General features: G+C 42.1%; 21 protein-coding genes. 14 read left to right on the forward strand and 7 right to left on the reverse strand.

Annotated features, from left to right (window positions below; all coding sequences use genetic code 11):
- Positions 1 to 56: 56 nt before the first annotated feature.
- From NSQ34_RS16395 to NSQ34_RS16405, 3 genes are read left to right on the forward strand one after another with little or no spacing between them, the layout of a single operon-like run.
- Positions 57 to 1,523, forward strand: a complete 1,467-nt coding sequence (locus NSQ34_RS16395; protein ID WP_034281156.1) for a spore germination protein — start codon at positions 57 to 59, stop codon at positions 1,521 to 1,523.
- Between the two features lie 3 nt (positions 1,524 to 1,526).
- Positions 1,527 to 2,627 carry a GerAB/ArcD/ProY family transporter gene (locus NSQ34_RS16400; RefSeq protein ID WP_061110162.1) on the forward strand — a complete coding sequence of 367 codons (1,101 nt, stop codon included), beginning with the start codon at positions 1,527 to 1,529 and terminating at the stop codon, positions 2,625 to 2,627.
- Entirely contained in the window at positions 2,624 to 3,769 is a 1,146-nt protein-coding gene (locus NSQ34_RS16405; protein WP_034281158.1) for a Ger(x)C family spore germination protein, read from the forward strand. Before NSQ34_RS16400 ends, NSQ34_RS16405 begins: the two co-directional genes overlap by 4 nt.
- 13 nt (positions 3,770 to 3,782) lie before the next feature.
- On the opposite strand, the gene NSQ34_RS16410 is transcribed toward NSQ34_RS16405, so the two are convergent.
- Positions 3,783 to 5,180 carry a bifunctional glycosyltransferase family 2 protein/class I SAM-dependent methyltransferase gene (locus NSQ34_RS16410; protein WP_176967159.1) on the reverse strand — a complete coding sequence of 466 codons (1,398 nt, stop codon included), beginning with the start codon at positions 5,178 to 5,180 and terminating at the stop codon, positions 3,783 to 3,785.
- 135 nt (positions 5,181 to 5,315) lie between these two features.
- Positions 5,316 to 6,680, reverse strand: coding sequence for a sugar porter family MFS transporter (locus NSQ34_RS16415; RefSeq protein ID WP_176967158.1), 1,365 nt, complete (start codon positions 6,678 to 6,680; stop codon positions 5,316 to 5,318).
- Positions 6,681 to 6,937: 257 nt separating this feature from the next.
- Here NSQ34_RS16415 and NSQ34_RS16420 point away from each other — a divergent pair, with 257 nt between their 5' ends.
- The gene (locus NSQ34_RS16420) at positions 6,938 to 7,903 is read left to right on the forward strand and encodes an LCP family protein (RefSeq protein ID WP_061110165.1); all 966 of its coding nucleotides are present in this window, start codon (positions 6,938 to 6,940) and stop codon (positions 7,901 to 7,903) included.
- A 163-nt stretch (positions 7,904 to 8,066) separates the two neighbouring features.
- The gene (locus tag NSQ34_RS16425) at positions 8,067 to 8,948 is read left to right on the forward strand and encodes a Cof-type HAD-IIB family hydrolase (RefSeq protein WP_025093926.1); all 882 of its coding nucleotides are present in this window, start codon (positions 8,067 to 8,069) and stop codon (positions 8,946 to 8,948) included.
- 53 nt (positions 8,949 to 9,001) lie between these two features.
- Here NSQ34_RS16425 and NSQ34_RS16430 read toward each other — a convergent pair whose 3' ends face one another.
- The 5 genes from NSQ34_RS16430 to pgsB form a co-directional block, all read right to left on the reverse strand.
- A complete protein-coding gene (locus tag NSQ34_RS16430; protein ID WP_176967157.1) occupies positions 9,002 to 10,225 on the reverse strand; it encodes a C40 family peptidase in 1,224 nt (407 codons plus the stop codon).
- Between the two features lie 108 nt (positions 10,226 to 10,333).
- Positions 10,334 to 10,504, reverse strand: coding sequence for a hypothetical protein (locus tag NSQ34_RS16435; RefSeq protein ID WP_087976066.1), 171 nt, complete (start codon positions 10,502 to 10,504; stop codon positions 10,334 to 10,336).
- Positions 10,501 to 11,667 carry a CapA family protein gene (locus NSQ34_RS16440; protein WP_176967156.1) on the reverse strand — a complete coding sequence of 389 codons (1,167 nt, stop codon included), beginning with the start codon at positions 11,665 to 11,667 and terminating at the stop codon, positions 10,501 to 10,503. The genes NSQ34_RS16435 and NSQ34_RS16440 overlap by 4 nt, the downstream gene beginning before the upstream one ends.
- 18 nt (positions 11,668 to 11,685) lie before the next feature.
- On the reverse strand, positions 11,686 to 12,135 hold the full coding sequence (pgsC, locus tag NSQ34_RS16445; RefSeq protein ID WP_007497520.1) for a poly-gamma-glutamate biosynthesis protein PgsC: 450 nt from the start codon (positions 12,133 to 12,135) through the stop codon (positions 11,686 to 11,688).
- Between the two features lie 15 nt (positions 12,136 to 12,150).
- Positions 12,151 to 13,332, reverse strand: coding sequence for a poly-gamma-glutamate synthase PgsB (gene pgsB / locus NSQ34_RS16450; RefSeq protein WP_024423670.1), 1,182 nt, complete (start codon positions 13,330 to 13,332; stop codon positions 12,151 to 12,153).
- Positions 13,333 to 14,078: 746 nt separating this feature from the next.
- On the opposite strand from pgsB, the gene NSQ34_RS16455 reads away from it, so the two are divergent.
- From NSQ34_RS16455 to rbsB, 9 genes are all read left to right on the forward strand, one after another.
- Positions 14,079 to 15,560: a spore germination protein gene (locus NSQ34_RS16455; protein WP_065214856.1), complete on the forward strand. Its 1,482-nt coding sequence runs from the start codon at positions 14,079 to 14,081 to the stop codon at positions 15,558 to 15,560.
- Positions 15,550 to 16,647 (forward strand): GerAB/ArcD/ProY family transporter, encoded by a 1,098-nt coding sequence (locus tag NSQ34_RS16460; RefSeq protein ID WP_176967155.1) that lies wholly within the window; start codon positions 15,550 to 15,552, stop codon positions 16,645 to 16,647. Before NSQ34_RS16455 ends, NSQ34_RS16460 begins: the two co-directional genes overlap by 11 nt.
- Positions 16,637 to 17,779: a Ger(x)C family spore germination protein gene (locus tag NSQ34_RS16465; protein WP_034281174.1), complete on the forward strand. Its 1,143-nt coding sequence runs from the start codon at positions 16,637 to 16,639 to the stop codon at positions 17,777 to 17,779. The genes NSQ34_RS16460 and NSQ34_RS16465 overlap by 11 nt, the downstream gene beginning before the upstream one ends.
- 116 nt (positions 17,780 to 17,895) lie before the next feature.
- On the forward strand, positions 17,896 to 18,882 hold the full coding sequence (locus tag NSQ34_RS16470) for a LacI family DNA-binding transcriptional regulator (RefSeq protein WP_176967154.1): 987 nt from the start codon (positions 17,896 to 17,898) through the stop codon (positions 18,880 to 18,882).
- On the forward strand, positions 18,879 to 19,757 hold the full coding sequence (gene rbsK / locus NSQ34_RS16475; protein WP_024426306.1) for a ribokinase: 879 nt from the start codon (positions 18,879 to 18,881) through the stop codon (positions 19,755 to 19,757). Before NSQ34_RS16470 ends, rbsK begins: the two co-directional genes overlap by 4 nt.
- Positions 19,754 to 20,146 (forward strand): D-ribose pyranase, encoded by a 393-nt coding sequence (rbsD, locus tag NSQ34_RS16480; RefSeq protein WP_081124929.1) that lies wholly within the window; start codon positions 19,754 to 19,756, stop codon positions 20,144 to 20,146. The genes rbsK and rbsD overlap by 4 nt, the downstream gene beginning before the upstream one ends.
- Positions 20,147 to 20,161: 15 nt before the next feature.
- Positions 20,162 to 21,643: a sugar ABC transporter ATP-binding protein gene (locus NSQ34_RS16485; protein WP_176967153.1), complete on the forward strand. Its 1,482-nt coding sequence runs from the start codon at positions 20,162 to 20,164 to the stop codon at positions 21,641 to 21,643.
- A gap of 1 nt (position 21,644) precedes the next feature.
- Positions 21,645 to 22,598, forward strand: a complete 954-nt coding sequence (rbsC, locus tag NSQ34_RS16490; RefSeq protein ID WP_024423678.1) for a ribose ABC transporter permease RbsC — start codon at positions 21,645 to 21,647, stop codon at positions 22,596 to 22,598.
- Between the two features lie 13 nt (positions 22,599 to 22,611).
- Complete coding sequence (gene rbsB / locus NSQ34_RS16495) at positions 22,612 to 23,529, forward strand: ribose ABC transporter substrate-binding protein RbsB (RefSeq protein WP_034281181.1); 918 nt, start codon at positions 22,612 to 22,614, stop codon at positions 23,527 to 23,529.
- Positions 23,530 to 23,564 lie beyond the last annotated feature (35 nt).

Here is a 23,564-nt window from a genome sequence, read left to right on the forward strand (position 1 = left end):
TAATTCTCCACCTTCCGAGTCACTCTATAAAAAACATGTGATGAGGGTGAGGTATTATGAAAAGTCGTATTGAACAAGATATAGCGTCCGTCATTAAGCGTGTCAAAAGCTTTGCCGGAAGAAGTGATGATATCGTGTTCCACTCTTTTTCATTTGGTCCTTCCACTATTTCTGCATGTCTCGTGTACGTTGAAGGACTCACAGAATTTGAGATGCTTTCTAAGCAAATCATTTCACCTATGCAAAAGGAACTCGACATCACCGAGGTTGGTTCTGCTACACTTTCCTCCCTTTCAAAAACGTTCTTTGGCATTCAAAGTGATGTGCTGGATGATATGAACCTTGCCATCGAGCAGTTATATAGCGGCAGGGCTATTTTATTTGTAGATGGAGCGGCTCAAGCGCTTGCGCTCCATACGAATCTTTTTCAATTTAGAGAAGTAGAAGAGCCACAATCTGAAGTTCTTGTAAGAGGACCGCGGATCGGATTTATTGAGAATCTTGAAAAAAACACGGCTTTACTCCGTGAGCGGGCAAACGACCCTCACCTTGTGATTCAAAAGGTGAGTATAGGTACTCGAAATAAAAAATCCGCTGCTCTTGTGTATGTTCGTGATATTGCTGATCCTAAACTAGTAGAAGATGTGCTATCACGCATGACCGAAATCAAAATGGATGATATCCCTGAAACCGGCTATATTGAACAGCTGATTGAGGACAGTCACATCTCCATTTTTCCACAAATACAAAACACAGAACGTCCTGACCGGGTGATTGCATCTGTGCTTGAAGGCAAAGTCTCGATTTTGCTCGATGGGACTCCTTTTGCCCTCATTTTACCTATGACACTTACAGCTTTGATGCAATCTCCGGAGGATTATTATCAGAGGTGGACAAGCGCGACTCTTTTACGTTTACTTCGTTATATTGCCGTGCTGCTCACGATTTTTTTACCCGGCCTTTACATTGCACTTGTCTCTTATCATCCCGGTTTATTACCGACAAGAATGGCACTCACCATCGCAGGCAGCCGGCAGAATGTTCCCTTCCCTCCTGTTGTCGAAGCCATTCTCATGTCTTTTACGATAGAGTTGCTGCGGGAAGCTGGACTACGGCTTCCAAGAGCCATCGGACAGACAATTGGACTCATTGGCGGCGTTATTATTGGTCAGGCGGCTGTCCAAGCCAATATCGTCAGCGCCTTAATGGTGATTATTGTGTCGCTGACCGCACTGGCTGACTTCACAGCACCGTCATATGACTTTAGTTTCCCACTGCGTATTTTGCGGTTTATGGCCATTTTTAGTTCAGCATTGTTTGGGTTATACGGCTTAATCATGTGTTATTTATTTGTACTTTGCCACCTGATGCAGTTAAAGACTTTTGGTTTTGACTATTTCACACCAGTGCTTTCTTCACCGTTTTCAGATTTAAAGGATACGTACGTTCGTTTACCAATCGGGCTATTTAAATCCAGACCAAAAACAGCAAAAATAAAAAATCTCAAAAGACAAGGAGATTAAACGATGTACAGACCTGAAAAGCTATCATTGTTACAAGTCACCATTCTGTGCAGCTCTACAATGATAGGCGCTGGAATTTTAACCATTCCTCGCAGTTCTGCCAATTCAGGAGTCCCTGATGGCTGGATCATTGTATTAATACAGGGAGTCATCTTTGCTTTCGTTGCTTTTTTGTTGGGCTGGATTGCTGAAAAGAATGCACCAGACACCATTTTTGAGTCAAATACAAAAGGAGCAGGGGCATTTTTCGGCACGATCTTTAATTTAATGCTGGTCGCCTATTTACTAGGAATTGTCGGCTTTGAGGCACGTGTTCTCGGCGAAGTGGTCCAGTTTTTCCTGCTGCAATCGACTCCCATGGCAGTGATTGTTATGATTTTTCTACTTGTGGCGATCTATCATTTGAAAAGCGGTATCTTTCCAGTTGTCAAAATGGTGACCTATATTTATCCAATCACCATGGTCATTTACATAGCGCTCATGCTGTTTTGTTTGAAAATATTTGATTTTGATTATTTGCGTCCTGTGATGGCGCATGGTTTTGAAGATTTTAGTAAACTGTTCTCTCAAACCTTTATTCAATTTACAGGCTTTGAAGTGATTTTGTTTGTCGTTCCGCTCATTTATAAAGACAAATGGTCGAAGGCAAAATGGGCAGCTGCCATCGGCGTTGGCATTACGTCTCTCGTGTACTCTCTCACACTCTTTATAGTGATTGGCTCCATGACCGTGGGTGAAACGAAATCTCTCACCTGGCCAACGGTTTCCCTCATTCAAGCGCTTGAACTTGAAGGGGTGTTTATCGAACGATTTGATATTTTCTTACTGACGATCTGGACCTGCCAGCAGTTCATTTGTATGCTGGGCTTTTTCCAATTTGCGATTAAAGGCTGCTTCACCGTTTTTAAAACGACCAATATAACGAGACTGCTCTGGCTGTTATTTTTAATTACATCAGCACTCTCACTTTTTCCAAGAAATATCAATGAAGTCTTTTACTACTCTACTTTACTTGGCTACGCATTGTTCGCAGTTTTAGCCATTCCTTTTATTACAGCTGTCCTGCTGATGATACGCAAAAAATGGGGAGGTCGTTCTGCATGAGAGGAAGACGTGTACTTTTATTCTTTTTGTCCTGCTTTCTTTTCCTTCTATCAGCAGGATGCTGGGACTTAAAGGATATTGAAAAACTATCGTTTGTACGCGGTGTTGGCATTGATGAACAAGATGAGAATGGAGTTAAGCTGACCTATCAAAACCTTGTACCGAAAACAGGCGGAACACAAGAAGCCGATTCTCCCGGCTATGTGAATGTCGTCTCGAAGGGAAAAAATGTGCTGGAGGCTGTCAGTAATGTCGCCTTGAAGGACCCGCCGATCTATAGTGATCACCTGAAAATCTTCTTGTTCGGCAAAACCCAGGCGGAGCATCACGATATTCAAGGAACACTCAATCATTTTATTCGAGATGATGAGGTTCGGCGCAGCAGCTATCTCCTCGTGTCACGAGGTGATGCGTCAAAAGTCATCAATCAAAAATTGAAATCACAGCAAAAGGTTCCGGTTGAACATATCTTCGAAACATCCAAAAACCGAAGCTTTAACGGGAAGATCGCACTGCCAACACGTATTGGCCGGGCATCTGATTATTTTCAGATGGGCATTAGCTTCCTTGTACAAAGTGTAGATGCGGTAGACGGTGAACTTATTTATGATGGGGCAGGTATCATTCACGGAAAAACAAGAAAGCTGATCGGTTTCATCTCTGCACAAGATGTACAATATTTAAACTGGGTGATGGACCGTATCGCAGGCGGCGTTGTACCTGCCACCTATAAAGGCTTTCCGATTACGTATGAAATTAAGAAAGCCAAAACCAAGATTGAACCCTACCTGAAAGACGGAAAGGTTTCATTTAACGTTAGTGTACAAACAAATGGAAAATTGTCAGAGGATCAATATCCCCCGGAAAACTCATACGATGAACAGTACATTAAACGATTTGAGAAGATTTTTTCTCATAAAATTAAAGAGCGCATACAAAAAACGGTCAGTCATATGCAACATGAAGTAGGTGTTGATCCTATTTTTTTTAGCCGGCAGTTTCGTATTAAGTATCCTGAATATTGGGATCAGCATCGAGATGAATGGGACAAACTATTTCAAGAAGCAGACATAACGTATGACATCAAAGTGAGCATCTTGAACTTTGGTGCAGAAGGTGCAACGAAAAGCTTCAAATGGTAATACAAAAAGGCGGTTATCCCAAAAGAGAGCCGCCTTTTTTACGTACGACAATGAGAAGCTGATACAAAGTCACTTGATCAGACAACGCTTTTGTTTGAAAGCCAAGTGATGCTCCTATCCTCGCCACCTCGTCAAAAAACAATTGGATGTTTTGATCAATCTGTACATTGATCCGCTGCTCGATCACGCGTTCAAATAATTGGTCTGGGAAAAGCGCACGCATGGTGTTTGGTGTGAAGAACCGTATATGGGTTCGGTCTAAGATTCCTACATCTTGATAAGTAAAATCACCTGTCATCAAAGGAAGAAGCACCTCTGCATGCATCATGTTAGGCAGGCAGCAAATGATGACGCCGCCTGGCTTTAAAGAGGCGTGCGCTTGCTCAATGATGTGCCAAGGATCTGACACATGCTCTAAAACATCCGAAAAAATGACCGCATTAAAAAAGGCCTCTTTTTCTGACCATGGGTATTCATCTGCATTTGCCTCGATGACTTCTTCATAATACGCCTTTGCGACCGCTGCTTTTAATGTATCTGCCTCTACCCCGTACATGTCTACCGACTGCCGATTCATCAGTTCAAGCCCAGTTGCGCCCGCTCCGCACCCAACATCCAGCACGCGAGCAGCGTCCTCAGGGAGTAATTCCGCAAAATACGGATGAGGGGTGATCAAATTTAGATCTATGCCCCACTTATCTAAAAATCGAAGTCTATTCTCAGTAAACAGTGTAGAGATGTTTGTTTCTTGATTGGCATTAAAGGTAGCATGACCATGATGATGCACAAAGGAATCATGCACAATTTGCAGCTGATATCCTTTTAGTAATGACCGCAAACATAGATCGTCATCCTCAAATGATCCATATATAAACCGCTCATCAAATAATCCCACATCCTCGATCAGCTTTCTTTTCACGAGCAAGCAAAACCCTACAAGCCGGTGCACATAAGTTCTCTGACCTTTTCTCTTAGACGTATACTCCTTAGCAAAGGCTGGGAGCTCCTTCACATCTGTATACGATGGCTGGACCATCTGAGGGCCGCTCACATAATTAGAGACGGGTCCCACCATCCCAATTCGTTCTGAAGCGAATAGCGCCTCTTTTAATGGAGAAAGCCAATTTTCCGTCACGATCGTGTCATTATTTAAAAAGAGAATGCTGTCTCCTGAAGCTTTTTTTGCCCCTTGATTACATCCCTTTGCAAAACCTTCATTCTCTTCATTATCAATGAAAATCACATCATCCAGCTCTCTTACATATTCCTTCGTGCCATCAGTTGACGCATTATCGACGACGATGAGTTCATATTGGCCGCTGTTCGTATGCTGTTTAATGCTCTCGATACATGTTTTCGTTAATTGCAGTTCATTGTAAGTCAGCATGACAATGCTTGTTTTCCCTTTCATCTCATTTCCACCTTTCTCCCGCCTGTTCCATATGTATGTGATAGGCAGCACGTTCAGAAGATGAGGGAATGTCCTTTCTTGATTAAACGTTTGTTTAACATAGAAAAACCAGCTGCACACGCAGCTGGCCATTGTTCATACCGTTTTCCCTTCGCCACTTGCGACGGCACGATTTCTCTTTTTTAAATCTTCTTCAATTTCTTCAAGACTTTTCCCCTTCGTTTCGGTCACCAAGTATTTCACAAATAAGAAGGCGCCTACGCCAATGACCGCATAAATGAGGAAGAGATTACTGATGCCAATCGCGCTTAATAAAGCTGGGAATGTCAGCGAGATGATTAAATTTCCTGTATGAAGAAGGAAGGTCGAGACACCTGTACCGATTCCCCTGACATGTACTGGGAACAGCTCTGGGAGCATCACCCAAACGACAGGACCCCAGCTGACAGCAAAGATGACGATAAAGAGACCCAAACAAATAACGGTTGTCCATCCTGCTGCTGTTGATCCTTCAAAAAATCGGTTGACCACTGACAGGACAATTAAACTAAGGACCATTCCTGCATTCCCAAATAGGAGCAGCGCTTTACGCCCTACACGGTCAATGATTTTAATGGCAACAAACGTCATGATGACATTCACTGCACCAATTCCGACAGTTCCTAAAATCGCTGCTGAATTCCCAAAGCCAACACTTGTGAATGTTTTTGGTGCATAGTAAATGATCGTATTTGTACCGATAAACTGCTGCAGAAAGGCAAGGCCGACACCAGCAATCAATGCTGGGCGTACCCATGGCTCAAATAATTCCTTAAAACCGCCTTTCTCTTCACTTTCCGCCTTTTGAATATCTGAAATTTCTTCTGCCACTTCTTGCTTACTTTTTCTGAGTTTAGATAATATCTCCTTCGCACGGTCAGCCTGTCCGTGGACAAACAGCCAGCGGGGGCTTTCCGGCATAAACAAAATCCCGAATAATAAAAGAACAGAAGGAACAACCGCAATTCCAAGCATCAAGCGCCATGCCTCTGCATCCGCTAAAGCGTAGTTCACAATATAGGCAAGAAGAATACCAAATGTGATCATGAGCTGGTTTAAAGAGGACAGTGCCCCTCGTGATTCCTTTGGCGCAAGTTCAGATAAATATAATGGAACAATCGTTGTCGAGCACCCGACAGCGAGCCCTAGTACAATTCGGAATAAGATCATCACTTCCGTATTCGGGGCAAGAGCTGTACCAAATCCACCGATAATAAACAAAATAGCTGCGGCGATGATGGCTTTTTTCCGCCCAAATTGGTCTGTCAGCTTTCCAGAAAGAGAGGAACCAAGCATCGCCCCGATTAAAATCGAGCTGACGACAAGCCCCTCTGTAAACGCATTTAAACCTAAATCTTCTTTCATAAATAAGATGGCGCCAGAGATGACACCTGTATCATAGCCATATAAAGCACCGCCAAGGGCGCCGAAGAAATAAAGCCATCCATTCCGATTTTTCATATACATAACCCCACTTTTGTCTCTGTACTCTATGAAAAGTCATTTTCCTCACTTCCTGTCATTTCAAACATTTCGATGTTTTATGACAAATATATTTCATTTGTGTATCTTTGAAACTTTTTACGAGAAGGAAACGTCAATTAAGCGTTAGTGAAAAAAATGTCGCACTATATCCCGTTTTAAGGTATATTTGTTTTAGTTTGTAAGCAGAAAGAAGGACATCTTTACTATAAAATCATAGCGAGGGTTTAAAATATATGGATCAATCACGAAGTAAACGCAAAGGAAAAAAGCGTTTAAAACCATGGGTGAAAGTCACTCTTTTTATCATTAGTATTCTTTTACTGACAACGGCTTCAGTCACAGGCTATGCCTACTATAAAATAACCAATGCTGCTAAAAAGGCTCAAGTATCTCTTGATCGCGGCGCACAATCTGTGAAACGAATTGAAGCATTCGATCCAGGAAAAGACAGTTTTTCTGTCTTGCTGCTTGGAATTGACAGCAGACCGGGCGAAACAGTGAAACAAGCACGAAGTGACGCAATGGTTTTGGCAACCATTAACCGCACAAATAAAACCGTTAAATTATTAAGCATTCCTAGGGACTCATACGTTAATATTCCAGGCCACGGTTTTGATAAAATTACTCACGCACACGCATTTGGCGGTGCAGATTTAACAGTGAGCACAGTTGAAGATTTACTAGATATTCCGGTCGATTTTGTCATTCAAAGTAATTTCGTAGCGTTTAAAGAAATCGTCAACGAATTAAACGGTGTTCCTATTAACATCAAGGATGAGTATCTTGTGAAACAGATTAAAAAGGATACAAAAGGCAAGGTTGTGCTTCAAACTGGAACTCATACACTAGATGGTGATCAAGCGCTCGCATATGTGAGAACAAGAAAAGCAGATAGTGATTTAATGCGTGGACAGCGTCAAATGGAAGTGTTAAAAGCCATTTTTGATAAATCAAAATCATTAACATCTATTCCGTCATACGACAATATCATTGATACACTCGGCGATAATGTGTCAACCACCCTTTCAATGAAGGAGTTAGTCGGTCTTTTCCCGCTTCTGACATCATTGAAATCGGTTGATACCATTCAGCTTAAAGGATCTGATTACCAGCCAAACGGTGTTTATTATTTCCAATTGGATCAAACCCAGCTGAACGAAGTAAAAACAGAATTGAAGAAGCAGCTTGAATTATCATAAATAAAAGCGTCCCTATGGGGCGCTTTTTCTTATTTCCTTGATCATTCACTCATTTTTGTTTAGCCTTGATAGAGAGGAATTAACCTTCCTTTTTTATGAGAATGAAGGAAATCGTACATACTTTGAAGAGGCTATTGCATGAATGAAGGAGGATTTGACAGCGATGAAAAAAATGATTGCAATTGATTTAGACGGTACACTCTTAAATACAAAAAGTGAAATATCCGCTCAAAACCGTGAGGCATTGATTCGTGCAAAGGAAGCTGGATATATTGTGACCATCTGTACAGGGCGGGCAACTTTTGATGTAAAAGAGCTGCTTGGCGATTTGGACATCCCCATTATTGCGGCAAACGGCGGGACTGTCCATACAGAAGGATACGAGCTCTTCAGCCGTATCACATTGGACCAAGAAGCGGGCAAGCGGGCTGCAAAGGCATTAGTGGAACGAAACATTTACTTTGAAGTCTATACAGATGATGCTCTCCTCTCTCCTTTTGATGGAAAAGAGAAGCTGAAAGCAGAATTTGATCTGATCAAAAGCGCAAACCCAAATGAGGATCTCGCTGATCTATGGGAAGGAGCCATGACGCAATTTAAACAATTTGGCATCAAACCAGTGGATGATATCCGTGAGATTTTTGAGTCGAACGAACCGACCTATAAATTACTCTGCTTCTCGTTTGATATGAACAAACTGAACGAAGCACGAAATCTTCTGGCAGACATGCCCGAGCTTTCATTGACCTCGTCTGGTAAACATATTATTGAGGTGCTGCCAAAAGAGTCTGGAAAAGGACATGCCCTGAAAAAGCTCGCAGCCCATTATGGTGTAGACCGCTCACATATTTATGCAATTGGTGACAGCCCAAACGATCTTTCTATGTTTGAAGAAGCAGGCCATCGTATTGCAATGGGGAATGCTGTTGATGTCATTAAAGAAAAGAGCACCTTCATCACAAAAGGAAATCATGAAGATGGTGTCGCTTATTTTATTGATCTTCTTTTACAAAATCAATTCCATGAAAAAAAGACGCTTGTCTGATCAGCGCCTAGAGAGAAGTGCAGAAGTCCGATAGTATTGATCGGGCTTTTTCTTTATTTTTTGATTCTAACAGCCGTTTCATATTTGTCCTTCCAGTACGTACTTGTTTTCATATTGGTTAAGACAACACCGTTTGAGACAGTCACATGAATGACTTGATTGGATCCTGCATATATCGCCGGCATCAATGATGTTCCGCTGAAGAAGACAAGATCTCCCGGCTGAAGCTCAGAACGTTTCACAGGTGTACCTGCTTTAACTTGACCTGATGCATAGCGGGGCAGCTCAATGCCAAGCACTTCTTGATACACGTACTGCGTGAACCCTGCTGTATCAAATCCTTCCTTTGGGTTCGTACCGCCTTTGACATAAGGGACTTCACCAATATACGTAGCGGCTTTTGATACGATAGGGTCCTCTTTCGCAAGCTCCAGATCTGTTAATCGTTTCGCACCTGTCCATTTTTCGCGCCAATACGATTCAGACAAATAAGAAATTGTCACACTTTCAGAACGGCTCGCATGAATAAAGCGGTCGCCTCCAATATACATACCTACATGAGAAATTCCGGGCTTATATGTGTTACTAAAAAAAACAAAATCCCCAGGGCGGATATCGTCTAATGCCACTTTTTCTCCAACGATCCACTGCTGTTCAGCACTTCGAGGTAAATAGATTCCAAGTGATTTTTCAAATAAATACTGTAAAAATCCTGAGCAGTCGAAACCAGTCTTTGGATCTGCTCCTCCAAACTCATAAGGAATTCCCAAATAGGTCATCGCATCTTTCACAAGAGGGTCATCAGAAATTTCTTGTGTGCCGGGCAGTCGTTTGACCGCATAAAATCGATCAGTCCAATATTTGCTTTTGCTGACATCTGTTTTCACCACACCTTGACTAAGCGTGATGTGGATAACCTGATGGTTCCCAGCGTATAACGCCACATGTGTTGGGATATCCTTCGTTTCTTCAAGGCTTCGGAAATACACAAGGTCACCGGGCTGCGCTTTATCCCATGATACCTTTTTTCCAATCTGATATTGGTCGATTACCTTCCGCGGCAAATCAAATGTTTCGGATGTCTTGTACACATATTGAATAAACCCAGATGCATCAAAGCCCGTTTTTGGATCGGTTCCTCCTTTATGATAAGGTGTTCCAATCAGCTTTTCCGCTTGCTCCAAAAGAGATGGTGTTTGAGCAGAAACCGCTGTTTGAGACATGAACATCAGCCCTACAAGCGCACACCCTCCAATTAACATTCCTTTCCATTTCATGATCCTTTCCCTCCTTTCTTCTATAGTTTCGACATGACACCTTTCATTTTACACCGTATTTCGACAAAAAAAGAGCACGCGATGTGCGTGCCCTTTATCCTTTTTAGGTTATTTACCTGCTTCCGCTTTTGACTGCTTTTGCTGTTCAATTTTCTGCATTTCAACCGAAATCTTTTGTTTTTCGTGATCTGTCAGACTGTCACTAAATTTAAAAGCAGACATAAAGACAAAGACTAAAATTAACGCAACAAACGGCCAGCTTGCTTTTAGGAATTTCATTTCTTCTCTTTCCCTCCGTTTTCTTTTAAGTTTTTAACTTTATCAGCGTGATCTACTTCAAAGAAAATGTGTCCGTCTTTTTCTTTCCAATCCGCATTCGTTCCATTGGTCAGCATACGGATAATGGCTTTTGATTCTAGAGATCCTGCTTTTACTGGAGCAGGTGTTGCTTCTTTGATGTACATTGGGACAACTTCAAATGTCGCTTTTCCATCTTCATTCAGATGATACTGAACAAGTGCAGAATCACGTGTTCTTGACCAGCCTTGATCAAAAATAAAGTTGCCTAGGCTATAGAAAATCGCTGTTCCGTTATAGACTTCCATTGGTTCAAGGACGTGCGGGTGAGCACCGATAATGATATCAGCTCCGGCCTTAGACATCGCTCTTGCCAATTCTCTTTGTCTGTCGTTTACTTCATTGTTGTACTCCTGTCCCCAGTGAGCATGAACAACGACGAGATCTGCCTTTTCAGCAGCCTGCGAAATCATCGGAATAAAGATAGATGGATCGGCTGGCAGAATACCCGCCTGGCGATTCGTTGCTTTGAAATCTTTCCCATACACATCTGTAAAACCAAGTGTAGCAATTTTGACACCATTTACTTCTTTGTACGAAATGTTCTGCTTCGCATCTTGGAGGTTACGGCCTGCACCTGTATAATCCATACCATTTTGTTCAAAGGCATTGATCGTGTTGTTCAGCCCTTTTTCACCATAGTCTGCCGCATGGTTATTCGCAAAGTTTAAGACAGAGAAATTTAAATCCTTCAACGCTTGGACAGAATCTTCATCTGTTTTTAAATGAATATTCTTTTGGGCTGCCTGTTCCTTATCTGATGCGATAGGATGCTCAAAGTTGCCTGTCACATAATCTGACACATCAAAATATGGCTTGGCATAACGAAAGAGATGCTCTTTTCCATAGCGGTCTGTTACTTTCTCTACGTTTCTTCCAAACATAATGTCACCGACAAACGAAGCGGTCAGGATGTTTTCTGGATTCTTTTGTACAGTTGGCACTTGTGCTTGCCCGATAAACGTAAATAGAAATGTACAAGCAATAACGATCGGTAAAGCAATCAGTACATGTTTATTCGTCTTTTTCTTTTGATTCTTTGTGATTTTCAGCAGCTTTTCCTGAAAGCTCAATTTTTTATTCATCATTGGACACACCTTATCTTAAAATAGATAGTAAACATACATGATGGCAAATGTTGCACCACTTAGAAGTAACGTGCTTCCAAGGGTAATCGTAAGACCTTGCTTTTGAATCGTATTCGCAATCAATCCAGGAACGATGATTCCAATTCCGCGGAATTCTGCTATTTCAAATGGGACCACTGGATAGAAGAAATCAAATATCAGTTTCAAAGCAATCCCTGTAATCAGCATCGCAGCAAACTTTCTGCGTCCGTATAAAATCATAAATTTTGATAGACCAAAGCGAACGATGACATACGTAAGCAAGCTGACAGATAAGACGACTAAAATGAAGACTGGCTGGTTAAATACAAGCGCCAGATAACCCGGAACAACAAGTCCAGCTGGTACGATTCCTGTTTTTTCTGCAAAGATTAAACTAAGTAGAACACCTAAAATTAACGAGATATAAAGATCTGATCCGAACATTTTCTATATTTCCTCCTAGCTGACAAGCTGCTTAATTTTGTATTCTTGAATTTTTTCGATTAACGGTTCAGCGGCACCATGGATATTGCCGACTCCATAAACCACTCGATTATGAAGCTTTTTCTCAAGCATATTCATAATTTCTTCTGTAGATTGATATTCAAGGTTGTGTAAGTGGTCAGCCGGAATTTTCCCTTCCTCATATGCCTTCACAATTGGATCTGTTGTTTCACCAATTAAGACAAGATCACTTGCTTCAATATATGGAAGTACATCCTCCGCAAACTGGATCGTTCTATCTACCCGATCCGCACGGCAGTTCATAATAATAATCGGTTCATCTGTTGGATATCCAATTTCTTTCACACGCTTCCAAATGTTCAATGTAGATGCTGCGTCATTTGCCGCAAATCCATTTACAAAGTGTCCAGGCGTTTTCGCGTCCATTAATGGAAGAATTCTCATCGCTCCTGGATCAGGCGGCGCATTTAACATTCCTCTGAATGCCGTATCTTCATCAATCCCTAATGCTTGGGCAACACCAAGTGCAAGTGAAGCATTATCTGGGAAAACCATGTACTCAAATTTCCGCAAAAACTCATCGGAAATCTTGGAATTATCTGCAACAATGACTTCTGTGTTGCGTTTTTTCGCAATCTCTTTAAAGAAATCCGTATATTCACTATCCGTAATAACCAAGTGTCCATTGTAAGGAATTGTCGCTGTAAAGGCTTCTGCTATTTCATCAAGTGTCGGCCCCATGACGTCCATATGGTCTTCAAGAACGTTTACGATCACGCCAATGTTTGCTTGAAGCAGCTCTTCCTGAAAGATAATTTGGTAATCTGGATTTACCGCCATACATTCACTGACGATAGCATTTGCTCCTCTTTCAACTGTTTCTCTCATAACTTCTTTCTGCTCTCCGATATTCGGTCCTTGCGGTTTCCTTTTAATCGGTTTCTCCTCTGGCGTATCCCAATAAATCATTCTTGCATCCGTTCCCGTTGTTTTACCGACAGTTTTATAACCTGCCTCCATTAAGATACCGGTTGTCAATCTTGTGACGGTAGACTTTCCGCGAATACCATTAATATTGACGCGCACCGGCAGGGCATCGATATTTTTCTGATGACGCTTCTTTTCAATAAAGCCAATCCCTAACATGATGACACAGGCTATAACGATTAACCACATCGCTATCTACATCTCCTTTTTTTATGAGTGTGATATGTAAATTCAATCAACAGTATATCTGTTCAGCATAAAATCACAATCGGTATTATGTAACATAATCTTTCACTTCCTCGTATGCCAAATTCCTCTAATCAGAAGGCTTTTTTGCCTACCCATCCTTTAAATGAAAAGGCCAAAAGGCGGACAAAAATCAGTCTGAATTTCCGCTGAATTCATGAGAAAGCGTTACCATCAATGATCCGAAAATCTTTTGTCCTTTTCTCCCTAAATTTTTTGACAATTATTAAGATGTATTTTGAATCAATGTTTTAAAGCCCGCTCTTCTCTATAACAACAGTCATATCAGCGCTTTAAATGAATAGTGCGTGTTTTGGAATGTTTTATATTTTTGAATGAACAGGTTAGAAAGTCATTCTCATTGATCAGATTGCTGTGTGTTGACCTATGACAAAGGTCACCTCTAAAAAAATCAAGTCATCTGCTTATTTTTAGGTCACGAAAAATTGGGATAAGATGTAAATATTTGATCATTTCGGTGTACCTTCTCTTTACGAGATTCGCATCTTATGACCTAAACAATGAAACATTATTCATTTGTTTTTATCAAGATTCATCATTTCTTAACATTTTTAATGTGAATTTAGTTGAAAGTTGTCAGCTTATGTCATGCTTTCCCCAAAGGAGACGAATAAAATTCGCTTCTCCGCTTACACTATGGGTAAAAAATCTGTGAGAGGAGGCTAAAGATGCCAAACACCAATGAGCAGACCCGCCTGCATTTTTTATCAGGCAGCTTCGAGGAAAAAATCCGTATCCTAAAAAAAACATTTCAGCAAAGCGGCGATTTTGAATACCGAGAGTTAATGGTGAATGAAACAAAATCTGCACTGTTTTTTATTAAAACAAGAATAGATGAAGGAAAACTAAATGATTTCATTATCGGCAACTTGTTAGGCTCTCCCGGAAAGCAGGATTATATAAAATCTCTTAGCACACTTGAAACAGGCGACTTGACGCTCATTACAGATAGTATTATTGCAGGAAGTATTGCCTTTCTTGATGAAAACTCCTCGCAAATAAAGCTATTTGCTGTCGGACAGCCTCCGCTGCGTTCTATTTCTGAACCTTCTTCTGAAAGTATTATCGCAGGCGCACATGATGGATTTGTTGAAAGTCTTGATACCAATATCTACTTACTGCGTTCGCATTTAAATGATCGGAAGCTCGCTATTCAATATCATAAGGTCGGTACAAAATCAGAAACAAAGCTTGCGACGGTTTATATATCTGATATTGCCAATCAAGAAAAGGTTGAAGAGGTCAACAGACGGATTTCTTCTATTAAAGTAGACACACTGATAAGTCCTGGCTCTATCGTTGAGGCAATTGAGGATGATTCATTTTCTATTTTCCCGCAGCTGATTGATACAGAACGTCCGGATAAGGTGAGATCTGCGATCCTTGAAGGCAGGATCGTCGTACTCATGGATGGCAGTCCAATGGCCATCATTCTGCCTATCACGTTCTTTAGCTTCTTTCAGTCACCAGATGATTATAACAGCCGCTGGATTCCTGCTACGTTTATTCGTATTCTTCGTTATCTTGCCTGCATCATCGCAGTCATATTGCCATCTTTTTATATTGCTGTTATTGCGTTTCATTATGAGGTTGTCCCAGATGAACTAGCCATTACGATGAAGAACTCTATTATCGGAATTCCCTTTCCTCCATTGATAGAGGCCATGCTGATGGAGATCACGATTGAACTTATACGTGAAGCTGGGGTGCGTCTGCCTAAACCAATCGGGCAAACCATTGGGATCGTAGGTGGTTTGGTTATTGGGGATGCGGTTGTACAAGCAGGACTTATCTCGAATGTCCTAGTCATTGTAGTCGCTGTGACGGCTGTGGCTTCATTTGTACTTCCGTCGTTTGAAATGACGTCCACCATCAGGATGCTTCGTTTCCCGCTCATGTTTATGGCATCGATGTTTGGATTTATTGGCATTTCATTTGGACTGGCCATTATTCTCATGAATTTATGCCGATTAGAATCACTAGGGGTGCCATATTTATCACCTGTTGCTCCATTTAACTGGCAGGACTTAAAAGATACTGTGATTCGACTCCCAATGTGGATGTACAAAAATCGACCTGTTTATTTAAATCCGCAAAAGAAAAAACAAATTGAACAACTGAGAGGGTGGACAAAGAAAAATGAAAAATAAAATATCTCCACCTCAAGCTGTTTTTTTTATCATCCAGTCTCAAATTGGTGTTGGTATTTTAGCGCTCCCCCATTTGCTGATGAAAGACATGGGGCACGATGGCTGGATAGCGATTATTTTAGCTTGTTTTTTCATCCAAATCATCAATACCATTTTTCTTTATATTATCTACAAGTATCCAGAAACGTCATTCTTCCAAGCACTGATTGAGGTCTTTGGAAAATGGATTGGACACGCCTTGGTCGTGCTCTATACGGTATACTTTGCCTCGGTTTGCATCGTTGTCCTTTCTATATTCACAAGGATTCTTGGCATATGGGTGCTCCCGCTCACACCAAACTGGGTGATTAACCTATTACTGATGATATGCATTATCTATATCGCAAAGGAGCAAATTACAGCCATTGTCAGGTTTAACTTTATCTTAACTCCCTTTTTGCTCATGCTCTCTCTATTGATGTTCTATGCATTGAAAGGAACCAATATTGATTACCTCCTGCCTGTTTTCCAAACGGGTATCTCTCAATTTCAGCTTGGATTGAAGGACGTAGTGCTGTCAATGAATGGATTTGAGATGATTTTGATCATCTCTCCACTGATGAAGGGCACCATTAAGGAACGATATAAAGTGATGACCATTTCAAATATATGCACGACGCTTTATTACCTATTTATTACATTGATTTGTTTTATGTTTTTCAGCCCGGCTGAGCTTGATGTGATCCCGAATCCTGTTTTGTATCTATTAAAAACCATTACATTCGGTGTCATTGAACGCACGGACTTAATTTTTCTGAGCTTTTGGGTCTTTGTCATTTTAGCCACACTGAGTAATTATCTGTACTTTTGTGCAAATGGTGTGTCCAGTATGCTGAAGAAAAAAAATCACAAAAAATATGTCTACTATTTTGCCATTTTGATTTATGCTGCAAGCTGTTTTCTGTCAACTGATAACTTTAGAATTCAGCGCTTCAATGACTTTACCACCGTTGCACAATATTCATTTATTTACACACTTCCGATCATGATGGCCGTGATCATCTTGATCAAACACCGTAAAAAGAAGGTGAAATCACATGCATCATAGGTACATGTTGACACTGCTTATGTGTGTTTCCCTCATTTTCATGCCTGGCTGCTGGGATCAAAACCTATTAAAAGACATCTCTCTCGTATTAACTTCAGCTGTTGATCAAGGAGAAGATGACAATGCGAGATATTCGATTACCTATCGAAAGGTGCAGCAGTCTCAAAGTATGCAGCAAGGGAATTCTGGCAGCTATTTAACCACTGTTCTCACAACCGATGCGCCTACTTTAAGAAAAGCAAGAAGCAACTTTAGCCGGAGTGTAGACCAAAAAATTGATATGTCGAAAATGAGGGTGCTGCTGATCGGTGATGAATTTGCCCAAAACCGGCTGCTTCCTTACTTAGATATGTTTTATCGCGATCCCAAAAGCCCTTTGCTCGCAAATTTGGCAGTGGTGCAAGGGGGGAGCTGTGTGGACTTAATCAATTCTCTGCTCAAGGAAAAACTCATTGTGAGCGACTATTTAAACAACCTGATCACTTCCGCATCACGCTCCTCTCAAGTTGCACCTAAGAACATTCAAAATATCCGGTCCAAAATGCTGCAAACCGGCGAGGATTTCACACTGCCGTTACTCTACTACGATAAGTCAAAAAAGTTAACGAGTGTGAGAGGGGTTGCCTTATTTGATAATGAGAAAAAGAAAGGTGAACTGTATGCACAGGATGCCATTCTGCTCACCATTATGGATGGAAAAATGGGCAGTTATGCAAACTTCACGAAAAAAGTAAGAAGTGATATGAAATCAAAGGAGAACAATTACATCACCATTCAAGTAACGGATTCAAAGAGAGACATAAAAATCGTCAATCCTGATCATCGAAACGTAACCTTCTCTCTTGACTATGAATTCACCACCTCTGTTCTTGAATATCCGAAAGACAATTTAGATACAGACAAGAAAATCGAAATGTTAAATAAAAGGCTGTCAGCTATTTTTACAAAAGATGCCGAAAAAGTCATTGCAGCCCTGCAAGAGGCGAATTCTGACGTCCTCAGCCTTGGCAGAAAATATCGGGTCAGACACTATGATGAATATATGAAAATGAACTGGGTCACCGATTATCCGAAGGTGAAAATCATTCCAAAAGTGAAAGTGAACATTACACAAACAGGTATCATTAGTTAAGAAAAGGAAGAAGCCATCTTTCTTTTCTTTTTTTATTTTTTTAGATTGTCATTTCGATGCTTTCATGATAATCTATGTGTGTAAACGGTTACACATTCATGAAGGGAGGCTCTCCATTGGCTACAATTAAAGATGTTGCAAAAGCTGCACAAGTGTCTGTTGCCACTGTTTCACGCGTGCTCAATGATACTGGATATGTTCATTCAGATACGAAAATTCGCGTGACACAAGCGATGCAGGAGTTGAACTACTTTCCCAATGAAGTGGCTAGATCCCTTTTTAAAAGAGAATCACGCTTAATCGGCTTAATCTTGCCTGATATCACAAATCCCTTCTTTCCTCAGCTTGCTAGAGGCGTTGAGGATGAGATTCATGCGCACGGTTTTCGGTTATTATTCGGGAACAGTGATGAAGATCGAGCGAAGGAAATGGCTTACTTACAAACCTTTAAACAAAATCAAGTAGTCGGTGTCATTGCGGTCACAAATGAACCTGAATCAGATATATACAATGATGATGATTTACCTGTTGTGTTTTTAGATCGAACGGTCCCACATGCACCTTCTGTTTTTGCAGATGCTGCAGCTGGCGGGAAAATGGCGGCAATGGAATTAATCAGACGCGGCAGCCGGCAGATCACACTGTTAAAAGGACCTGCCCATCTGCAAACAGCGCGGCAGCGATTCAAAGGCGCACTCGATGTTCTCACGGAAACAGGCGTCGACTTTCATGTGATGTCAAATGCTTCATTTTCCTTTCAAGAAGCCCGAAAAAGCGCCAAGGCCCTTTTCCAGCTGTACCCTGAAACAGATGGGATCATTGCCAGCAATGATATCGTCGCAACAGCGGTCATCCATGAAGCGCTTCGGATCGGAAAAGCCATTCCAGGAGACGTTCAAATCATTGGATTTGATGATATTCCGCAAAGTGAGCTGCTCTTCCCTTCCTTATCGACCATAAGGCAGCCCGCCTATGAGATGGGAAAAGAAGCGGCACAGCTGTTAATCAAAGCGATTCAGAAACAACCGATAGATGAACCAGTTATTCAAATGCCCGTCTCTTTTATTGAACGAGAGACCACAAGAAAGGTGGATTCACAATGAGTCATATTGTTGTAGTAGGAAGCTGTTCAATGGATTTAGTCGTCACATCAGATAAACGGCCAAATGCCGGTGAAACGGTTTTAGGCAAATCGTTTAAAACGGTCCCAGGCGGGAAAGGTGCCAATCAGGCAGTCGCAAGCGCCAGACTCGGTGCAGATGTATACATGGTCGGCCGAGTTGGTGATGACGCTTATGGTCAGGATATTCTCAGCAATTTAGAAACACAAGGTGTCCGCACCTCATATATGAAACCGGTTACTGAAATGGAGAGCGGCACAGCTCATATCATTTTAGCAGAAGGTGATAACAGCATTGTTGTGGTCAAAGGGGCAAATAATGAGGTCACTCCTGACTATGTAAGAGAGGCCTTTTCTACAATTGATAATATCGGGATGGTTCTCATCCAGCAGGAAATACCTGAAGAAACGGTCGAAGCGGTCTGCGCCATTTGCAGTGAAAAAGAAATCCCTGTCATTTTAAACCCTGCACCAGCCCGCAAAGTATCGCAGCAGGTTTTAGAGCAGGCTGCTTACATTACACCGAATGAACATGAAGCTGTTCTAATGTTTGATGGTCTGCCAACCAGTGAGGCCTTGCGTCAATACCCTAACAAATTATTGATCACAGAAGGAAAAAATGGGGTTCGATATTTTGATGGAACGAAAGACGTGTTGGTTCCAGGCGTTCCTGTCGAAGCAGTCGATACAACAGGAGCTGGCGATACCTTTAACGGAGCCTTGGCTGTCGCTCTAACAGAAGGCAAATCCCTCTATGACGCACTTGCCTTTGCCAATCTTGCCGCATCAATGTCCGTCACAAAGTTTGGCGCACAAGGCGGTATGCCAACAAGAGAAGAATTGGAGAAAAAGAAATGAAAAAAAACGGCATCCTAAACAGCCATATCGCCAAGGTGCTTGCTGATCTTGGCCACACAGATACAATCGTCATCGCAGACTGTGGTCTCCCTATCCCAGAAGGTCCAGTCAAAATCGACTTGGCGTTATCAATCGGCATACCATCATTTCAGGAGGTCACCTCCCTCCTTCTTCAGGAAATGGCCGTTGAAAACATCACTGTAGCTAGTGAAATCAAAGAAGCCAATGAACGAGATCATTTATTTCTTAAGAAAGCGCTCTCAAAACCGTTACATGAAGTAGACCACGAGACGTTCAAAGACATGACCAAACAGGCAAAAGCAGTCATTCGAACGGGTGAAGCCACCCCATACGCAAACTGCATTCTTCATGCCGGTGTCATCTTTTAAAAGGAGGAGCCAGATATGAACATAGAGATGCATAACATCCATAAGGCTTTTGGAAAAAACACCGTTCTCTCCGGGGTCTCCTTTGACCTCGTCACAGGTGAAGTCCACGCACTCATGGGTGAAAATGGTGCGGGAAAATCAACTTTAATGAATCTGCTTACAGGTCTTTATTCTTTAGATCAAGGAACGATACAAATCGACGGAAAAGAAACCGCTTTCAAAAATCCGAAGGAAGCGGAACAGCACGGCATCGCCTTCATTCATCAGGAGCTTAACATATGGCCGGATATGACCGTCTTGGAGAACCTATTCATCGGGAAAGAAATCTATACGAAACTCGGACTGCTAGATACTAAGAAAATGAAGACTCTCGCCCAAACGCAGCTGGACCGTTTGTCTGTGAATCTCTCACTTGAACAAGAGGCAGGCAGCTGTTCTGTTGGACAAAAACAGATGATTGAGATTGCAAAAGCATTAATGACCGATGCAAAGGTCATCATCATGGATGAGCCGACAGCAGCTCTAACGGAACGTGAAATTGACAAGCTCTTTCAAGTCATTGAATCTCTCAAAAAAGAAGGCGTTTCCATTGTCTATATTTCTCACCGTATGGAGGAAATCTTTGCAATCTGTGACCGGATTACGATCATGCGTGATGGGAAAACGGTCGATACGAAAGCCATACCTGAAACGAATTTCCATGAAGTCGTCAAGAAAATGGTCGGCCGTGAATTGACAGATCGATATCCCGAGCGAACGCTTTCTACAGGAGACATTATCCTTGAGGTGAAACAAGCAACGAGAAAAGGACAATTTCAAGATATCAATTTCTCAGTTAAGGCTGGAGAAATCGTCGGTGTTGCAGGCTTAATGGGTGCTGGCCGAACCGAAATGATGCGGTCGCTGTTTGGTCTTGATCCTCTTGATCAAGGAGAAATATGGGTTCATGGAAAAAAGGCTGTTATTAAAAAACCAAGTGATGCCGTCAAGCTCGGCATCGGCTTTATCACAGAGGATCGCAAGGATGAAGGATTGATGCTTGATGCATCCATCCGAGAAAACATCGGTCTGCCAAACTTAAAAAGCTTCTCTCCAAAGGGATTGATTGATAAGAAAACTGAACAGGATTTTGTCGACCTGCTCATTAAAAGACTGACGATTAAAACGGCTTCCTCTGACATCTCTGCCCGAAGCCTGTCTGGTGGAAATCAGCAAAAAGTCGTCATCGCCAAATGGATCGGCATACAGCCAAAGGTGTTGATTTTAGATGAACCGACACGAGGTGTCGACGTCGGAGCGAAACGAGAAATCTATCAGTTAATGAATGAATTGACCGATCGAGGCGTTGCCATTTTAATGGTCTCCTCTGAACTCCCAGAGATACTCGGGATGAGCGATCGAGTGCTCGTCATTCATGAAGGAACCATTAGCGGAGAATTAGACAAAACAGAAGCAACGCAGGAACGAATTATGACACTAGCTACAGGAGGGAAGTAACATGAAACCACTTACTTCAAATGGACGATTTGATCACATCATGCAAAAGCTTGGGCCATTCTTAGGACTCATCATCCTTGTCGCCATTGTTTCTATTTTAAACCCGGCCTTTTTAGAGCCATTAAACATCTTAAACTTACTGAGACAAATCTCCATTAATGCCCTCATTGCCTTTGGGATGACATTTGTTATTTTAACTGGAGGCATTGATTTATCTGTCGGTGCCATTCTTGCACTGTCCAGTGCCCTGACTGCCGGCTTTATCGTTTCTGGCATGGACCCGATTTTAGCCATTATTGTCGGCTGTATCATCGGTGCCGTTCTTGGGATGATCAACGGTCTTTTAATTACAAAAGGAAAAATGGCTCCTTTTATCGCAACGCTTGCCACGATGACGATTTTCAGAGGTTTGACACTCGTTTATACAGACGGAAACCCGATTACTGGGCTTGGCTCTAACTATGCCTTTCAGTTATTCGGCCGCGGATATTTCTTAGGCATTCCTGTTCCAGCGATCACGATGCTTCTCACCTTTATCGTACTTTGGGTACTGCTTCATAAAACACCTTTCGGCAGAAGAACATATGCCATCGGCGGGAATGAAAAAGCGGCTCTCATCTCAGGAATCAAAGTACCGCGCGTGAAAATTATGATCTATTCATTAGCAGGCTTCATGTCTGCCTTAGCAGGTGCGATCTTAACATCTCGCCTAAATTCAGCGCAGCCAACAGCTGGTACGTCCTATGAGCTTGATGCCATTGCTGCCGTCGTACTTGGCGGGACAAGCCTGTCCGGCGGAAGAGGACGAATTGTCGGCACACTCATCGGGGTGCTCATTATCGGTGTCCTGAACAATGGTATGAACTTACTTGGTGTTTCATCATTCTATCAATCTGTTGTGAAAGGGATTGTCATCTTGATTGCAGTCCTGCTAGACAGAAAGAAATCTGCTTAAGGAGGCAGCTGCTATGAAAAAATATCTTATTCTCATCCTGACTCTCTCTTTGTTTCTGCTTTCTGCCTGCTCGCTTGAACCGCCGGAGTGGGCCAAGTCATCTAAGGATGGCAAGAAAAAAGACATCAAAATCGGTCTGTCGATCTCGACATTAAATAACCCATTCTTCGTTTCTCTGAAAAACGGTGTGACAAAAGAAGCAAAAAAGCTTGGCATTGAAGTCGTGATTGCAGATGCACAAAATGATTCTGCTAAACAAACAAGTGATGTAGAAGATTTAATTCAGCAAGGTGTCGACGCATTGCTCATCAACCCAGCGGATTCATCTGCCATATCAACCGCTGTCGAATCAGCAAACGCTTCAGATATACCTGTCATCACATTAGACCGCTCAGCCGAAAGTGGAAAGGTAGAAGCACTTGTCGCCTCAGATAACGTCAAAGGCGGAGAAATGGCAGCTAAATTTATCATTGACAAGGTTGGCAAAGGAGCAAAAGTCGCTGAATTAGAAGGCGTACCAGGCGCTTCCGCTACACGTGAGCGTGGAAAAGGGTTCCATCAAATAGCGGATAAAGATCTAAAAGTGACAGCAAAACAAGCTGCTGACTTCGACCGGACAAAAGGACTGAATGTCATGGAAAACCTTCTTCAAGGAAACCCTGACATCAAAGCCGTTTTTGCCCACAATGATGAAATGGCTCTCGGCGCACTAGAAGCGATTCAAAGCTCTGGGAAAGACATTCTTGTCGTTGGCTTTGACGGCAACGAAGATGCACTCAGCTCGATCAAAGCAGGAAAGCTCTCTGCAACGGTTGCGCAGCAGCCAGAGCTGATCGGTCAACTGGCAGTCGGTGCTGCAAACGACGTATTAAAAGGGAAAAAAGTACAAAAGAACATCGCAGCTCCACTCAAACTAGAACAGAAGAAATAAACAGAAAACCCCCGATATCCCTCGGGGGTATTTTT

This window comes from Bacillus sp. FSL P2-0069 (assembly GCF_038593315.1).
In the GTDB taxonomy this organism is placed as follows: Bacteria; Bacillota; Bacilli; order Bacillales; family Bacillaceae; genus Bacillus; species Bacillus safensis.

Excerpts from the sequence above, each read along its gene's own strand:
- NSQ34_RS16395 (WP_034281156.1), top strand. The coding sequence starts at position 57 with ATGAAAAGTCGTATTGAACAAGATATAGCGTCCGTCATTAAGCGTGTC.
- NSQ34_RS16400 (WP_061110162.1), top strand. The coding sequence starts at position 1,527 with ATGTACAGACCTGAAAAGCTATCATTGTTACAAGTCACCATTCTGTGC.
- NSQ34_RS16405 (WP_034281158.1), top strand. The coding sequence starts at position 2,624 with ATGAGAGGAAGACGTGTACTTTTATTCTTTTTGTCCTGCTTTCTTTTC.
- NSQ34_RS16410 (WP_176967159.1), bottom strand. The coding sequence starts at position 5,180 with ATGAAAGGGAAAACAAGCATTGTCATGCTGACTTACAATGAACTGCAA.
- NSQ34_RS16415 (WP_176967158.1), bottom strand. The coding sequence starts at position 6,680 with ATGAAAAATCGGAATGGATGGCTTTATTTCTTCGGCGCCCTTGGCGGT.
- NSQ34_RS16420 (WP_061110165.1), top strand. The coding sequence starts at position 6,938 with ATGGATCAATCACGAAGTAAACGCAAAGGAAAAAAGCGTTTAAAACCA.
- NSQ34_RS16425 (WP_025093926.1), top strand. The coding sequence starts at position 8,067 with ATGAAAAAAATGATTGCAATTGATTTAGACGGTACACTCTTAAATACA.
- NSQ34_RS16430 (WP_176967157.1), bottom strand. The coding sequence starts at position 10,225 with ATGAAATGGAAAGGAATGTTAATTGGAGGGTGTGCGCTTGTAGGGCTG.
- NSQ34_RS16435 (WP_087976066.1), bottom strand. The coding sequence starts at position 10,504 with ATGAAATTCCTAAAAGCAAGCTGGCCGTTTGTTGCGTTAATTTTAGTC.
- NSQ34_RS16440 (WP_176967156.1), bottom strand. The coding sequence starts at position 11,667 with ATGAATAAAAAATTGAGCTTTCAGGAAAAGCTGCTGAAAATCACAAAG.
- pgsC (WP_007497520.1), bottom strand. The coding sequence starts at position 12,135 with ATGTTCGGATCAGATCTTTATATCTCGTTAATTTTAGGTGTTCTACTT.
- pgsB (WP_024423670.1), bottom strand. The coding sequence starts at position 13,332 with ATGTGGTTAATCGTTATAGCCTGTGTCATCATGTTAGGGATTGGCTTT.
- NSQ34_RS16455 (WP_065214856.1), top strand. The coding sequence starts at position 14,079 with ATGCCAAACACCAATGAGCAGACCCGCCTGCATTTTTTATCAGGCAGC.
- NSQ34_RS16460 (WP_176967155.1), top strand. The coding sequence starts at position 15,550 with ATGAAAAATAAAATATCTCCACCTCAAGCTGTTTTTTTTATCATCCAG.
- NSQ34_RS16465 (WP_034281174.1), top strand. The coding sequence starts at position 16,637 with ATGCATCATAGGTACATGTTGACACTGCTTATGTGTGTTTCCCTCATT.
- rbsK (WP_024426306.1), top strand. The coding sequence starts at position 18,879 with ATGAGTCATATTGTTGTAGTAGGAAGCTGTTCAATGGATTTAGTCGTC.
- rbsD (WP_081124929.1), top strand. The coding sequence starts at position 19,754 with ATGAAAAAAAACGGCATCCTAAACAGCCATATCGCCAAGGTGCTTGCT.
- NSQ34_RS16485 (WP_176967153.1), top strand. The coding sequence starts at position 20,162 with ATGAACATAGAGATGCATAACATCCATAAGGCTTTTGGAAAAAACACC.
- rbsC (WP_024423678.1), top strand. The coding sequence starts at position 21,645 with ATGAAACCACTTACTTCAAATGGACGATTTGATCACATCATGCAAAAG.
- rbsB (WP_034281181.1), top strand. The coding sequence starts at position 22,612 with ATGAAAAAATATCTTATTCTCATCCTGACTCTCTCTTTGTTTCTGCTT.